Annotated in this window: 14 protein-coding genes; 3 read left to right on the top strand and 11 right to left on the bottom strand. The window is 52.2% G+C overall.

Going from position 1 to position 15,826, the window contains the following annotated elements; translation table 11 throughout:
- Positions 1-5: 5 nt before the first annotated feature.
- Entirely contained in the window at positions 6-596 is a 591-nt protein-coding gene (locus NXS99_RS03735) for a YqgE/AlgH family protein (protein WP_259287332.1), read from the top strand.
- A gap of 67 nt (positions 597-663) precedes the next feature.
- Here the strand turns inward: NXS99_RS03735 and NXS99_RS03730 are convergent, their stop codons facing one another.
- From NXS99_RS03730 to NXS99_RS03680, 11 genes are all read right to left on the bottom strand, one after another.
- Positions 664-972, bottom strand: a complete 309-nt coding sequence (locus tag NXS99_RS03730; RefSeq protein ID WP_259287331.1) for a hypothetical protein — start codon at positions 970-972, stop codon at positions 664-666.
- A gap of 37 nt (positions 973-1,009) precedes the next feature.
- Entirely contained in the window at positions 1,010-1,978 is a 969-nt protein-coding gene (locus tag NXS99_RS03725; protein WP_259287330.1) for a bile acid:sodium symporter family protein, read from the bottom strand.
- A 20-nt stretch (positions 1,979-1,998) separates the two neighbouring features.
- Entirely contained in the window at positions 1,999-2,343 is a 345-nt protein-coding gene (locus NXS99_RS03720) for a Rieske (2Fe-2S) protein (protein ID WP_259287477.1), read from the bottom strand.
- Positions 2,344-2,937: 594 nt separating this feature from the next.
- Positions 2,938-3,771: a tryptophan synthase subunit alpha gene (trpA, locus tag NXS99_RS03715; protein WP_259287329.1), complete on the bottom strand. Its 834-nt coding sequence runs from the start codon at positions 3,769-3,771 to the stop codon at positions 2,938-2,940.
- Positions 3,768-5,018 carry a tryptophan synthase subunit beta gene (gene trpB / locus NXS99_RS03710; RefSeq protein WP_259287328.1) on the bottom strand — a complete coding sequence of 417 codons (1,251 nt, stop codon included), beginning with the start codon at positions 5,016-5,018 and terminating at the stop codon, positions 3,768-3,770. Before trpB (NXS99_RS03710) ends, trpA begins: the two co-directional genes overlap by 4 nt.
- Positions 5,019-6,443: a bifunctional indole-3-glycerol-phosphate synthase TrpC/phosphoribosylanthranilate isomerase TrpF gene (gene trpCF / locus NXS99_RS03705; protein ID WP_259287476.1), complete on the bottom strand. Its 1,425-nt coding sequence runs from the start codon at positions 6,441-6,443 to the stop codon at positions 5,019-5,021.
- On the bottom strand, positions 6,430-7,452 hold the full coding sequence (trpD, locus tag NXS99_RS03700) for an anthranilate phosphoribosyltransferase (protein ID WP_259287327.1): 1,023 nt from the start codon (positions 7,450-7,452) through the stop codon (positions 6,430-6,432). Before trpD ends, trpCF begins: the two co-directional genes overlap by 14 nt.
- A 42-nt stretch (positions 7,453-7,494) precedes the next feature.
- Complete coding sequence (locus NXS99_RS03695; RefSeq protein WP_259287326.1) at positions 7,495-8,127, bottom strand: anthranilate synthase component II; 633 nt, start codon at positions 8,125-8,127, stop codon at positions 7,495-7,497.
- Complete coding sequence (locus tag NXS99_RS03690) at positions 8,124-9,797, bottom strand: anthranilate synthase component 1 (protein ID WP_259287325.1); 1,674 nt, start codon at positions 9,795-9,797, stop codon at positions 8,124-8,126. Before NXS99_RS03690 ends, NXS99_RS03695 begins: the two co-directional genes overlap by 4 nt.
- Positions 9,798-11,129 carry a tryptophan synthase subunit beta gene (gene trpB, locus NXS99_RS03685; protein WP_259287475.1) on the bottom strand — a complete coding sequence of 444 codons (1,332 nt, stop codon included), beginning with the start codon at positions 11,127-11,129 and terminating at the stop codon, positions 9,798-9,800.
- Between the two features lie 575 nt (positions 11,130-11,704).
- Positions 11,705-12,172 (bottom strand): SdpI family protein, encoded by a 468-nt coding sequence (locus NXS99_RS03680; RefSeq protein ID WP_259287324.1) that lies wholly within the window; start codon positions 12,170-12,172, stop codon positions 11,705-11,707.
- Between the two features lie 476 nt (positions 12,173-12,648).
- On the opposite strand from NXS99_RS03680, the gene NXS99_RS03675 reads away from it, so the two are divergent.
- Positions 12,649-13,899 carry a dicarboxylate/amino acid:cation symporter gene (locus NXS99_RS03675; protein WP_259287323.1) on the top strand — a complete coding sequence of 417 codons (1,251 nt, stop codon included), beginning with the start codon at positions 12,649-12,651 and terminating at the stop codon, positions 13,897-13,899.
- Positions 13,900-14,096: 197 nt separating this feature from the next.
- A complete protein-coding gene (locus NXS99_RS03670; RefSeq protein ID WP_259287322.1) occupies positions 14,097-15,590 on the top strand; it encodes a DUF1846 domain-containing protein in 1,494 nt (497 codons plus the stop codon).
- Positions 15,591-15,826: the final 236 nt, after the last annotated feature.

Below are 15,826 nucleotides of genomic sequence, written 5' to 3'. Positions count from 1 at the left end.
TTGTGGTGGAAGAAATAGAAGTTCTGAGCTGCGATCCACGGCAGGTAGCACCTGGTATGTTGTTGCTATCGTTTCCCTGTGATCAAGAGCAGACCTATCGACGCGCAGCATTGTTGGTGGTTGAGCATTCTGATCAAGGCTCAGTTGCTTTGCAGATTCATGCGCCAACCACAACTGCGGTTGCGCAAGAATTTCCGCAATGGTCGGAATGGGTTGCGAGTCCGTCGGTGATTTTTACAGGTGGGAAGGAGGCACGCAGCACTGCGCATATGCTGGTGTTTACCAAAATCGGCGTAGACCTCGAGAATCATCAGTATCTGCATCGCATAGCCAATCGGATTGGTTATGTGCGTTTGCCGGTGCAGCCAACTGATGTGCAAGATGCGATGCGTGTGGGTCGTATTTATACCGGCTGCACCATGTGGGAACCAGGCGCGTTGGAAGCAGAAATTGCTGCTGATCGTTGGCTGTTGGCTCCATGTTTGCCACAAGATATTTTCAACAGCACTGATGTGTGGGGCGATGCTTTACGACGACAACAAGGACTGCTAGCCTTGTTCAGCACACATCCTGGTTGCTTGGTGGACTGGAACTAACACACATGGGTAAGGGTCAATGTTTCACGTGAAACATTGACCCTTACTTTGTCAGCTCTCGTACGCCCTAGAAATTCGGGAACTGCGTAAGCGCTTGTTCCCAGAGTTCTTCGAATTCTGTTTCAGTCACAGCTTGAGTTTTAATGTCAGGAAAATTGCCATATTGATTTGGATGCGGCACTACTGGTTGTGGTGGTGTTGTAATGCCAAGAGTTTTTTCTGGGGTGGCCATGCCTTGTACAGTGCCTGCTGGATCAAGTTCGACGATGCGCAAGAGGTTACAAGCTTCGCTACTAATTGGATCTAATTCTGCAATATGAGTAGTAGATCCAGCACCTGGAACTTCGAGATCGAGGCGGATATACAGACGGTCCATTATATCTTCCTTGTACATGCTTTGAATGAATAAGACTCTAGTGTACTCCCTTTTGTGCTTCATGAGCATAACGGGCAGCCAACCAAGAACAGATCAGTAACTGTACTTGATGAAAGATCATCAGTGGTAATATCAAGATGCTTTGATCTCCTCCACCAAAAATAATCGCTGCCATCGGCAGGCCCGTGGCTAATGACTTCTTCGACCCACAGAACTGAATTGCTTTGGTATCTGCTTCTGAAAACCTCAAGACTTTCGCGACAGTGCGCGAAAGCATCAGCATCGCAACCACGATGATTACTGATAACGCGGTAAGTATCCCTAAATGCCACGTGGTAATCTGCGACCACAAATTGGCCACAAATCCTGCACTCATTGCGCTATAGACCACGAGGGTAATGGAACCGCGATCAACTATCTTGGTCAGTTTATGCCCGGCCCACTCACCTATCCAGGGTCGTGCGAGTTGGCCAAGCACAAAAGGCAATAGCAGTTGGAAGGCGATATTGGCGAAGATGTGTGCGTCGATACGCACGCCGGTGTTGGTCTGTAGCAGTGTCATGACCAGTACCGGTGTCAGGACCACGCCAAGGAGATTGCTCAAGGATGCCGAAATAATTGCGCCACCGACATTGCCGCCTGCGATGGAGGTGAATGCAATCGACGATTGTACCGTCGAGGGCACTAGTGTGAGGTATAACATGCCTGCGTAGAGGGCAGGTCCGAGAATGTGGCTGAGTGGTTGAAGGGCAAGGCCAATCAGCGGAAAGACGAGATAGGTGAAACTGGCGATGGTGAGATGCAAGCGCCAGTGTGCGAGAGCTTTGAGAGCGTCGTGAGTGGAGAGTCTGGCGCCGTAGAGGAAGAAGAGTATCGCGATGGCTATTGAGGTGATGAGACTGACGAGTACAGCGGCGTGGCCTGCAGCAGGAAAGAAGAATGCGAGCAGGCACGCGCCAAGTATTAAGAAAATGAGGGGATCAACACGAGTTACCAGTGACGTCATGGTCCCATTGTAATAGTTGGTTAGAAGCTGATGTGGGCGGTATTGCCGTCTAATTCCATGGTGAGCTCGGTCATTGGTGCTCGTGCGAGGCCTTCGATCACGGATCCATCGATGATTGAGAACCTGGAATCGTGCGTAGGACAGCGCACAACATCACCTTCGACGATCGAAATGCGGGAGTGTTGGTGTGGGCAGTCAGTCGAATAAGCCTTATATTCCCCTGCTGTTGGTTGGGCGAGGATGACATCGTCGATAATAATGGCACTGCCAACGGGAACGTCACTAATTCCGAGGGTGACTGGATCTTTGCCACAGGCAGCAAGTGCGAGACCTGCAAATGTGGTGGCTGTACCCAGAAGGAACATACGACGGCTGCAGGTGCGTGGCTGTTGTTGATTGCTTGACATGACAGCCAGTCTAGAACGATTTATCTGTATTGTCATATTGCATTGTTTGCAATGTAAATAAAAATGGCAATACTTGGGTTGATTTGAGAGCGTAGATTGTTCGGCGCGGACCACCTGAACACGAATGCATTATTTAGATTGTGGTAAATGTAAATAAAATGTAGTGATTGGATTGAGTGACAGTCTGGCGGTGTACTTCCCTGCTGGCGTCAAGTGTTGAGTGAGCAACAAGTCGCTCGTGCGGTATGGTTCACGTTTGAGTTGCGGCAGTGACATCTCATTCGCGACAGAACTTTCGCCGCCCACCATGCGTGACCAATCAGCGCGCACTACTTCTCTCACGCACCTATCGCTTAGAGCCATCGCACGCACACCCCAGTTTTACCAATATTTGCCGCCAATGTTTGGTATTTTCGCTTGTTTTCTACAAGACTGTTCCCCTCGCCCTAATTCGTCACAGTGACGTTTTAGAGCAAGGGTCTAGCGCGGGTCTATCGCTACTAAAAATGGGCAAATAATACTCCCCCAATGGCTCGAGCGAGCCCAAAAGCATTATGCTTCGCCAAGAAGAGTGCCCTGTTTCATGGCAGTTACAAAGCTTGCCACATCTGTCAGGAGTGCTGAGCGTGCCTCCTCGGTATCGGCCAATGGCAGATGTCGTTCCACAATGGCAGTTAATGCGGAACCACTAATCGCGCCAGTCGCACCCGCGGCAATGGCGTCATGCACATGCGCAGGAGTCGAAATGCCGAATCCGAGGAATACCGGTGCGCCGCCGTATGCGCGCAGTTGCGCTACGGTTGTGTCGAGACCTTTGGTTTGCGCGCGTAATTGGGTACCGGTGACACCGTCGCGCGAAATGGCATAAATATACCCTTGTGAATACTTCGCTACTTCAGCAAGTGTGGTGGCAGTTGCACCAGCGGGCGCGATAAAAATCTGCGCAATAGCATGGGCTTCTGCTGCCAGACGTAGTGGTGCGCTTTCACGCAGTGGCACATCTGGAACGAGCACACTATCAACACCAGCTGCCGCACAGTCAGCATAAAATTGCATGGTTTCACGTGAAACCACCATATTGCTATATACCAATAATCCAATTGGTAGCTGTGGGTACTTTGTGCGAATACGTGCGACAAGCTCGAAAGAACGCGAAACGGTCATGCCTTGCGCGAGTGTACGTACGTGGGCGCTGGCAATTGTTGGGCCATCGGCAACTGGATCGGAAAATGGAATACCGAGTTCGAGAGCATCGGCACCTGCAGCGACAACCGTGTCGATGATTGCTTCTGAGATTTCAAACGTGGGATCACCCAACATGACAAACGGTACAAACGCGCCGGTGTCGGGGCCAAGACGATCAAATAACTGTTGGTAACGACTCATGATTCATCCTTTGAAACGTGCGTTGCGTCCGTATGAAGCAGGCGGCGCACATGATCAATATCCTTATCTCCTCTGCCTGAAAGGCACACCACAATATCCAACTGTTCACCAGTGGCCGCAGCTTGCCGTGCACGCTCTAAGGCATATGCAAGTGCATGGCTCGATTCAAGAGCTGGAATAATGCCCTCATGGCGGCTCAGCAACTGGAATGCTTCGAGTGCTGCAGCATCCGTTACTGGCACGTACGTTGCACGCCCAGTGTGTGCTAAATAGGCATGTTCAGGGCCAACGCCTGGATAATCCAAACCCGCAGAAATCGAATGCGATTCCAGTACTTGCCCTTCAGGGCTGCTCATTAAATAGCTGTGCGTTCCGTGCAGTACACCGGTGGTGCCGTTGCTAATTGTGGCGCCATGCTTCCCAGATGCAATGCCCTTACCGCCAGGTTCGGCACCAACGAGTTCAACTGTTGGCTCTCCAATAAACTCCGCAAACATACCAATGGCGTTCGAGCCGCCACCCACGCATGCCACAACTAAATCAGGTAACTTCCCAAGCTGTGTGGCGCATTGTTGCTTGGTTTCACGTGAAATAACCCGGTGAAATTCCTTCACAATCGTTGGAAACGGGTGCGGACCTGCCGCAGTCCCCAGCAAATAATGGGAAGTATGAAAACTCGCAGTCCAATCGCGCAGCGCTTCATTCACGGCATCCTTTAATGTGCCTGCACCTGCATGCACAGGTATCACCGTCGCGCCCATGAGCTCCATGCGGTACACGTTGGGTTGCTGGCGTGCCACATCTTGCGCACCCATATAAATCACACACTCTAAGCCCAACAAGGCGCATGCCAGTGCTGTCGCCGTACCGTGCTGCCCAGCGCCAGTTTCGGCAATAATACGTGTCTTCCCCATCCGTTTTGCAAGCAGTGCTTGGCCAATCACCTGGTTCGTCTTATGTGCGCCACCGTGCACTAAATCTTCGCGCTTCAAAAAGATACGCACCTGATCTTTGCCTTCACCAGCCAGCGGCAAGTTCTGACACAAGGTTAAAGGTGTTGGCCTACCCAAATATTGCTCTAAATAGCGATGAAACTCCTGTAAAAAGACCTCATCAGCCATCGCGTCGACAAACGCTGCTTCTAACTGATCAAGCGCCGGCAGCAATGACTCCGGCACAAACTGCCCGCCAAATGGTCCAAAATAGGCCGGTAATCTCGTGTGTTGAGTGGTATCTGGTTGAAACATTTATACTCCCTGATAGTAACGACGAATAGTGTGTAGTACCGCCTGCACGGCATGCGCATCCTTGGCACCTGCAAACTTCGACTCACGCGGATACTCCACGCCAGAGTTCAAATCCAACCCTGCCGCACCCACCTGCAGTGCCGCAGTCACATTGCCCGCATGAATGCCACCTGCCAACAAACTCTTATCTAACACGGCCGCAGGAATCCGCTCCCACGCAAAACTTTTACCCGTACCACCTGCCCCACTATCAAGCACGAGCGTATCGACGCTCTCTGCTAGCTCACAAGCCAACGTGGGACCATGCTCCTGATCCATTGCAATGGCTCGCCAGAGTTCAATTTCTGGTCCAACCTCACGGCGAACCTGTGCGATAAGGGCCGCTTCTTTTGAAACAGAACCTTGATACGGGCTATGAATCTGCACGGCAACAATGCCAGGCTGCATGAGACGATCCCAGCCACTGGTACGCCGTGAAACAGCAACATAGTTTAAGCCCGGTTCAGCAGCAATGATGGTTTGCGATGTTTCACGTGAAACATTGCGAATACTTGAATCCTCAAAAATAAGACCGCCATACACAGCACCAGCACTTTTGGCGAGCTGTGCGCTTGCTGGTGTTGTGAGTCCACAGACCTTATGTGTGCCATAGATCAGCGTGCGCGCTGCGCGGTCAATATCAGGCTGCGAAGTTAATTGGGAACCCACCAGAAAACCATTGCACTTTCCTTGTAGCCGTGTCACGGTTGCGTGATCTCGAATACCAGACTCAGCAACAATGATTGTCTCATCATCCAGCAGTGTTGCCAACGCATCAAGACGAGACAAGTCAATGCTGAGATCATGTAAATTGCGATGGTTAATACCCACAATCCGAGCACCTAATCCACGCGCGCGTACCGCTTCATCAGCAGTGCTCACCTCTGTTAAGACATCAAGCCCAAGGCTTGCTGCCAATGTGGCAAGGGTGGTGTAGGTGGCGTCGTCAAGCACGCTGAGCATCAACAAGATAGCATCGGCGCCAAAATAGCGTGCGGCGATAATTTGGCAAGGATCAATGATGAAGTCTTTGCACAAGACCGGAAGATGCGTATTGGCTGCCACGGTTGCGAGATGATCATAATCGCCGCCGAAATAGGCTGGCTCGCACAACACGGAGATCGCGCTGGCATAGCGAGAATAGACCCGCGCAATTTCCCCTGGGTGATACTCCGGGCGAATCAGGCCAAGCGACGGCGACGCCGACTTGCATTCCAAAATGAAATGTCCTGCTCCCCTGCCTTGCAAGTGCGCGGCCAAGCTGCGCGTTGAGACTGCGAGCGTTGTGGGATCCACGTGAGCGATGCGGCTTTGGATGTCAGGCAGATGCGTGCGCCGAGTGGCGACGATTGTTTCGAGAATGGTTGGTAGCTTAGTCGCCATAATTCGCCTCCTCATGGCGTTGTAACCAGGTGTGTACGACACCGGTTTCAAGCAGCTCGAGAGCATGCTCAACGCCGGCGCGAAGAGTTGGCACAACCTGGTGCAAATAGAACATGGCACCGGCAGATGCAGCAAGAGCGTCGCGATGAGCGGCAGGTCCGCGGCCGGCAAAAGTTTCGCGCAAGAAAGTGGCATTGGTGTGGCTATCGCCACCAGCAAGCTGGTCGAGTGAGTATTCTGGCAAGCCAAGATCAGATGGGGTGATCGTATACTGCTCGATTGTGCCGGTTGGATCAAGTTCCCAAATGGTGGTTGGACCGTGCAAGGCAATCTCGTCCATGCCAGAGCCGTGTATTACGAGTGCGCGTTTGCGGCCTAAATTGGCAAATACTTCGGCAATCAGTTGGCCGATCTTTGGATTCGCCACACCCATCAGCTGAAGGTCAGGGCGGACCGGTGAGAGCACTGGGCCGATGGTGTTAAAGATGGTTGGCACGCCAAGTGCTTTGCGAACATGGGCAACATTGGCCACTGCTGGATGGTAGGCAGGGGCAAATAGGAACGTGAAGTTAGAGGCTTCGAACTGGCGTACTGCTCGTTCTGGGTTGAGATCGAGAGGAATATTTAATGCTTCTAACACATCAGCAGAACCCGACTGGGAACTGACCGAACGGTTACCGCATTTAATGACTTTGCAGCCACCTGCAGCGGTGATTAACGACGCGCCGGTTGAAATATTAATGGTATTGCAGCGATCACCGCCGGTACCAGCGGTATCAAGAACGCCGGTGCCTGGAATTGGAAACGGGCGTGCAGCTTTGAGAAAGGCTTGCGCAATGCCGGCAATATCGGCGAAAGTTTCACCGCGAGTGCGAATGGTAGCGAGCAAGGCGGCAATTTGCGCGTCGTCGTAGTCGCCAATAATGACCGGTGCAAATACCTCACGTACTTGGTCAATAGTCGGTGTTGGGGTATCTAAAAATGCTTGAAAGGCAGTAGTTGGAGCGGACATAATGATGGTTGTTCCTTCAAAGATTCAGTGGCGTTGGGTTGGCTACAGATCACCGTGTTGCAAGAGCTTGATGCAGCGTTGCAGGATCACAGGACCTTGTGGTGAAAGAATGGACTCGGGATGAAATTGCAAGCCGATAGCGGTGGCATCGTCGGTGATTGCCGCCATGACAACGTCCCCAATTGCAGAAGAAGCGGTACCAAGGGTTCGAATACCTGTTGGTGTTGTGGTGGTACCAAGGGAATGGTAACGAGCCACAGGTACGAGCATGCCACTGGTGTGGGTTGCTGGATTGGCGTCGGTGGTCAGGCCGTCGAAAAGCGCAGTTGCGATGGGGTCGGTGCTCAGCTGCATGGTGTCGGTTACTCCGTGGACAGGTCCGCATGGTTCGACGGTGGCGCCATAATGGCTGAGCAACGCTTGAAAGCCGAGGCAAATGCCAAGAATTGGGATGCGGTGCAGGCAGGCATCGATAATTGCCATCATATTGCCTGCTGCGTGGGGGTGGCCAGGGCCGGGTGACAAGCAGATGACATCAGGTTGGGCGGCAAGAACATCGGCAACGGAAACGGTGTTGCGAAAGACTGTGCATCGAAAACCTGCGACGGCGAATGCATCGACAAGGTTGTAGACAAAGGAATCACGGTTATCGATGACAACAATATGCGTGCTCATTGATGGTGCACCTCTACTTCGGCATGTTGGGCATGTGCGATCGCGGCAAGAACGGCATAAGCTTTTTGCACAGTTTCATCGGCTTCGGCTTGTGGCTGCGAATCGCGCACCACGCCAGCGCCAGCTTGTACAATTGCCTGGCCATGTTGCACAAAAGCACAGCGGATCATAATGCAGGTATCCATCGAACCATCGCCGGTGAAATAGCCAAGCGCTCCACCATAGGAACCGCGACGGTGATGTTCCAGCTCTCGAATGATTTCCATTGCGCGTAGCTTCGGCGCACCAGTCAGTGTGCCCATGTTCATGCACGCGCGATAGGCATCAAGTGCTTGAAACTCAGGGGCTAAGGTTGCAGTGACACGTGAAACCAAGTGCATGACTCGCGAGTAGCGATCAACGTGGAGCAAGTCACGCACCTGGCGAGTTGCCGGCACTGCTACCCTAGCGAGATCATTGCGGGCGAGATCAACCAGCATGGTGTGCTCGGCAAGTTCCTTGGCATCAGTACGCATCTCGAGTTCAGCGCGAATATCAAGCTCATGATGAATGGAACCATCGGGATGTAACCCGCGCTTGCGTGTACCGGCAATCGGATACAGCTGAACTTCACGGGTATCAGCCGCAAAGGTGAGATTCGATTCAGGAGATGCGCCGAATAACTCGTAACTTTGGCCCCCACTGACCCCACGCACATAGAACATATAGGGCGAAGGATTTTCCGCGCGTAATTGGGTGTATGCGGCAAAAGCATCGGGGCAAGGCATGCGAAACATTCGCGATGGTACAACCTGATAGGCATCACCGATATCAATGGCGTGCTGCACAGCGGTGACATGCGCGCGAAACTCGGCATCGGAGGTTGGTGTGGTTGCTGCAATGCGTGGGGTTGGGGTGGCGAGGTTGGCGGTTGCTGCTGCGTCGGCCGTCACGACGTGAGCTGTTGGGTCGGCAGCCGGATCCGCCGCACCCGCCGCACCCGTAGCAGCCGTGGCTGAGCCACTCGCAGCAATCGCCGTAGCAGCCGCATCTCCACTGAGGTCTGCAACCGCAATCGCCGCCGCTACCTGATCCGCAGTCCGTGCTGCATCCTCCGCATTTTGGCCAAGAACCTCAAGTGTCGCTTCCTGCGTGCGATGATCAATCCGCAACAACTGTTCGGCAACCACAAACTGATAATCCGGATAGGTGTTCTCAGCCATCGTCACAGCAGGCAACTGCTCAAACGTTGCGACATAATCAAAGGCAAAACCACCAGCCACAAACGGTAAATACTCACTGCGATATGGCGCATGGTGCTGAAGCAAACTCAAGATTTCCGTATTATTGGTGCGCAGCAATCGCTGATGCTCATCTACATCGGTCGCAGGCGTGTACTCCCAAATTGCAAAGTTTTCGCCACGGGTTACCGGCGGCTGTTCCGTAAGCATACACAGTTGCGCTAACAGATCCTCACCTATGCGCGTGAGCGTATCGACGCGTACCTGTTGACCCATACACGTGATTCGCAACGCAGCCGCAAGCACTGCAAAGCAAACGGTCTTCTTCTTCGACGCAATATCAGCGCCTTCCAATAACACCGCATCACTGGTGTGCAAGCCGCCAAGATGCGCAAACAGCTTGGCGGCATCGTCATGGTAGCGCACAGTTCGCGCTGTTGTGACTACCACTTAGGAAACACCTTCGCGCTCGTTCGATTCCGTAATCATTTCAGCCAATACCTCAGCCACCTTCGGATCCGTGACACTCGTGGTGGCTGGATCTTCTGCAGCCAACGAACCTAAAATCTTGCGAACATAATCAACATCTTTATCGCCACGACCAGAAAGATTCACCAAGATATTGATCTCCTCCCCGGTCCGCTCTGCTTCTTCAGCAAGCTTGAGAGCATATGCCAATGCATGAGAGCTCTCCAGCGCCGGGATAATACCTTCATAGCGTGAGAGCAACCGGAATGCTTGCAAAGCCTCCGCATCGGTAATACCAACGTATTGAGCACGACCAGTTTGCATCAGATGCGAGTGCTCTGGTCCAACACCTGGATAATCCAAACCAGCAGACACACTGTGAGAATGCAGCAGTTCATCGTCTTCACCAAGGAGCACATATGACCTCGAACCGTGCAAAATACCAATTCGGCCACGGCTTAATGGTGCACCATGATGACCACTGTCTAAACCTTCACCTGCCGGCTCGACACCCACCAAGCGCACCTGATCGTTTCCTGGCTTATCAGTTAAATAATCAGCAAATGCACCAATTGCGTTTGATCCACCACCAACAGCTGCAACCACTACATCTGGCAAAGCCTCAGTCATCTCTTGCATCTGCACGCGCGATTCACGTGAAATCACAGCCTGAAACTCTTTCACTAACCGTGGGAATGGGTGCGGGCCACATGCAGAACCAAGCAGATAGTGGGTGGTCGAGAGGTTTTCAACCCAATCATTGATGGCAACGTCAATAGCATCTGACATAGAATCGCCGTTTTCGTTACTCACCGGTACCACCTCGGCACCCATGAGACGCATGCGATACACATTCGGTTGTTGGCGAGCAACATCTTTCGCACCCATATAGATCGTGCATTCCATGCCCATCAACGCTGCAATCATTGCGGTAGCAGTACCATGCTGGCCAGCACCAGTTTCTGCAATCAAACGCGTTTTTCCAAGTCGCTTCGCAATTAAGGCCTGCGCGAGCACTTGATTACCCTTGTGCGCGCCACCATGTACCAGATCTTCACGCTTTAAAAAGATTTTCGCCTTGCCCTTGCCGTGTCCTGCAAGTGGCAGGTTGGCGCATTGCGTAATCGGAGTTGGGCGGCCTAAATAGGTGCGACGCAGATGATCAAGTTCTGCTTCAAACGAAGGATCCGCCAAGGCGTCTGCAAAGCCGCGTTCAAGCTCGTCTAATACTGGCAACAGTGCGTCTGGAACGTATTGACCGCCGAATTCACCGAAGTATGCGTCAAAAATGGTTTCGCGGTTTGGAGTGCTCATCATGTTCTCTTTCGTGGTGGTTGTTGTTGTTTTGAAAGGAAACCAGCACGTTTGATGTGTGTGTGAGCAATAAAAATCGACCCATCCGAACAGCTACTGTGCTGGCTCCGAGGGCCGAAACTTGAAGTCTATGAACTGGCCCGCGGGTTACGCGCGCCACCACCAGAGGTTCTTCAAGGTTTTCATAGTTGGCTAATGTAGTCTCCTGCTGCACGATTACGCAAATCACCACGCCGATGTGGGGGGATCTGTAACGCAGCTATCGCGAATGTTTCACGTGAAACATTGGTAAGTGGCGTCAATACCCTGAGCGCTTGACGACGCCTCTCACCACCTCTCCCACAACACTCTTTCTCGTATGTGTAAGCGCAGTGGATTCCTCCGACTGGAGTTTAGTCAGGCAGTAACCACGTTCCTCCTTGTTTGAGAGCTCTTGTGATATCAGCATTCACACATATTGCGCGCGATGGAATTAAAAACTGTATACAACTATAGTGCGATACAGTAAAACCTCACTGCACAGTGTTTCCATTGACATGTAACAGTGAGGTCTCGTGAGGCTAGATATTGAAGATCTAGTTAGTAGATGTGTTATCAGACTGTGAAGCAGCGCGTCGTAAAGCGTCGAAGTCGATCGAGGTTGGAGTTTCGCTCGCCGGCTCGCTTGCCGTATCACTGCAACAGCCAGATGAGCAACCTTCTGATTCGGAATCTTGGCCCATAATGCCTGCCGCGCGAGTGGCCAAGGATCCACCAAGGCCATAGAAGTACACGGCTGCAAAAATACCGATGACGCTGACCAGCAACAGCCAATAATTACCAGTAAAGAATGGCAGTGCCGCAATCACGAGCGCTAAACCGGAAGCCGTCCACACCGGACCTGCAACCTGATGGGCGGCATCCCACTGTTCTTTGGACTTACGCACTTCCTTTACCTTAATGCCAATATAACTATTGCCAGGTAAATGTTTTGTCCATGCCAATACACCGATCACAATAACTGCGATGCCAAGTACGAGCAGGATGCTTCCAAGAATATTCATAGCCTCTAGGATAGTCAGAATTGATCGAGAAACGAACTTCTCTCCTCGTCAAGAAGGTGCGTTCGCTGGCACATGCACACCTTGGTATAAGCACGCACGCACAGTGGTACAAGCACGCGCGCTCGCCGCTGCGATCTGGATCCGAGCGCTACTCAGCCTCATACGCACCCAGCAGCGTCCCACCAGCAGCGTCCCACCAGCAGCGTCCCACCACTCACAAACCACCACGTCCCACCCCACCTCACGCCCCCACTCCACCTTTTCACTTATTTCGTATCGCGTCAGTCACATGTGCGCACATCCACAGTGCATACGCCCTATTTATTCATTGCGTAAATATGATTTTTTGAAAAACTTAGTTACTCTAATAATTAGCGTTTTATTCGTTGGCAAAAAAATCGCAATGAGTATGCGGCCATGTGCACCATGACGTGGCATTTGTTATCGTTCATCATTTAATAGTTTGGATAAACACTATGGATTTCCGTCGACTTTCGTCGTCGCTGCTGTTTAAAATTGTCGTCGCAATTCTGCTCGGCATTGCCGGCAGCTTCTTCATCCCAGTTACAGTTGCGCGAGTCTTTGTCACTTTCAATGGCCTCTTTGGTAATTTCCTGGGATTCTTCGTTCCAGTTCTTATTTTCGCCCTGATTACTCCAGCAATCGCCGGTCTTGGTCGTGGCGCTGGTAAGTGGTTGGCTATCACAACTGCAATTGCGTATGGTTCCGCCGTCTTCTCTGGTCTCTTGTCCTGGGGTGCAGCGCAGCTGATTTACCCTTGGTTGCTCAAGGGCGCAACAGACGTGAAGGTTGCCAAGATCGATGAAGGTGGTCTGTCTCCATATATCACCGTTGAAATCCCAGCCCCAATGGCTGTGATGACGGCTTTGATCCTTGCGTTCGTCGTCGGTGTGGCTATGACCTCGGTCAAGTCCGATACCTTGTACGGCTCGGTTGCTGATCTGCGCCGCGTTGTCATGAAGGTTATTGCAAAGTTTATCGTCCCATTGCTGCCAGTGTATATCTTCGGCGTATTCCTCTCCTTGGGCATGAATGACAACCTCACATCTGTGCTTTCCGCTTTCGCGAAAGTCCTGATCTTGGCCATCATCGGTTCGTTCACCTTGCTGTTCATCCAGTACATCATTGCTGGTGCACTCACTGGCCGTAACCCACTGAAGGCACTGAAGAACATGATGCCTGCGTACTTCACCGCACTTGGTACCTCATCTTCTGCCGCAACAATTCCTGTCACCTACGAATCTGCACGCAAGAACGGCATCTCACAATCGGTCGCCGGCTTCGTTATTCCATTGTGCGCAACCATCCACCTGTCTGGTTCCATGATGAAGATCTCCCTGTTCGCATTTGCCATCATGTTCATGGGTAACATGGCCCTTCCATTGCCAATGGCCATCGGCTTCATCCTCATCCTGGGTGTCACCATGGTCGCCGCCCCTGGCGTTCCAGGCGGCGCAATTATGGCTGCCGTCGGCATCTTAAGCTCCAACCTGGGCTTTAGCGACGAGCAGGTCGCCCTCATGATCGCTGCATACATCGCTATCGACTCCTTCGGTACCGCTTGCAACGTCACCGGCGACGGTGCAATTGCGCTGGTTATCGACAAGTTCGCAAAGGGCAACATCGTCCGCAACGAGCTTGACGACGCTGACGATCTCGGCCTCGCTGCAGCTATCGCTGGTATCGAAGAAAAGCGCAACGCTTAATCGAGATATCTCAAACCCTCAAAAACGCGCCTTGGATCTTTCCAATGGCGCGTTTTTGAATATCTCCAGAGCCACGAAACCTCACTCAATCCCCAACCCAAAACCGCCGCACAACCAGCGTTTTTGCATGTAGTTTTGCCTACAGTGGATTTCTATAGTTTTATAGATACCTCCAAGATGAGCTATAATGAAGTTCCATGGTTAATAAAATTGGTTTCGACCGTGAGAAGTACATCGAGATGCAATCTCGACACATCAAAGCCCGCCGCGAAGAAATCGGCGGCAAACTTTATCTCGAGATGGGCGGCAAGCTCTTCGACGATATGCACGCCTCCCGAGTCCTCCCCGGATTCACCCCAGACAACAAAATCGCGATGCTGGAAAAAATTCGCGACGAAGTTGAAATCCTCATCTGCATCAATGCCAAGGATCTTGAGCGTCACAAAGTACGCGCAGACCTTGGCATCACTTATGAGGACGATGTTTTGCGTCTGGTCGATGTCTTCCGTGATCGCGGCTTCCTTGTCGAACACGTGGTTGTCACCCAACTCAAAGATGATAACCGCCTTGCCTTGGCCTTCATCGAGCGCCTCGAGCGCCTAGGCTTAAAAGTCGCTCGCCACCGCGTGATCCCAGGCTATCCAGCCAATATGGATCTCATCGTCTCCGAACAAGGCCTGGGTCAAAATGAATACGCCGAGACCACCCGCGACCTCGTGGTAGTCACCGCTCCAGGGCCAGGCTCCGGCAAGCTGGCCACTTCCCTTTCCCAGGTCTACCACGAGCACAAGCGCGGCATCGAAGTTGGCTACGCCAAGTTCGAGACGTTCCCAATCTGGAACCTGCCACTTGAGCACCCAGTCAACCTCGCCTACGAAGCCGCCACCGTTGACCTCAACGACGCCAACGTGATCGATCACTTCCACCTTTCCGCACACGGCGAATCCACGGTGAACTACAACCGTGACGTTGAGGCCTTCCCACTGCTGAAAACCCTCCTCGAGCGCCTCACCGGCAAAACCCCTTACCAGTCCCCAACTGATATGGGCGTAAATATGGCCGGCTTCTGCATCACCGACGATGAGGCCTGCCGAGAGGCATCGAATCAAGAGATCATCCGCCGCTATTTCAAAGCGCTTGTCGACGAAGCGCGTGGTGGTCTCGATTCCACTCAGTCCGACCGTGCCGCTGTAGTGATGGCCAAAGCCGGTATCACCGAAAATGACCGTACCGTGATTGCCGCTGCACGCGCCAAAGAGGCAGAGACCGAAAAGCCAGGTTCTGCAATTGAGCTGGCTGACGGCACAATTATCACCGGTACCACCTCTGATTTGCTCGGCCCATCAGCTGCAATGCTGCTCAATGCAATGAAGTACTTAGCTGGTATTCCAGACGATATTCATCTGCTGTCTCCGGAAGCAATTGAGCCAATTCAGACCTTAAAAACCAAGCACCTTGGTTCGATCAATCCACGCCTGCACATGGATGAAGTCTTAATTGCATTAAGCGTCTCTGCTGCTGAAAGCGAAGATGCACGCAAGGCCTTGGAGCAGTTGAAGCACCTGAAAGGTTGCGATGTTCACACCACCACCATCCTTGGTTCGGTGGATGAGGCGATCTTCCGCAATCTTGGTGTGCTGGTTACCTCTGATCCGAAGTTCCAGCGCAAAACTTTGTATCAAAAGCACTAATCGTACAGTTCTGCGCAGCGCATAAGAGAAAACCGTACTCGGAAGCTCGTTCACTTCTGTGTGCGGTTTTTTTAATGCGCCATCTCATGCGCGCAACCCACACACAACCGAACTGCTCCCTATTAGTTGGACTGAGAAATCAGATACCAATTACTGGGGAGGAGTTTTATGCATTCACGAAGTTCTTTGGGGCAACGTCAGTGTGAGTTGCTCGTTGATCTTTTTGAGCAAGGGCA

The organism is Corynebacterium sp. HS2168-gen11 (assembly GCF_024834075.1).
Classification (GTDB): Bacteria; Actinomycetota; Actinomycetes; order Mycobacteriales; family Mycobacteriaceae; genus Corynebacterium.
This window is presented reverse-complemented; position numbering and strand designations above follow the sequence as displayed.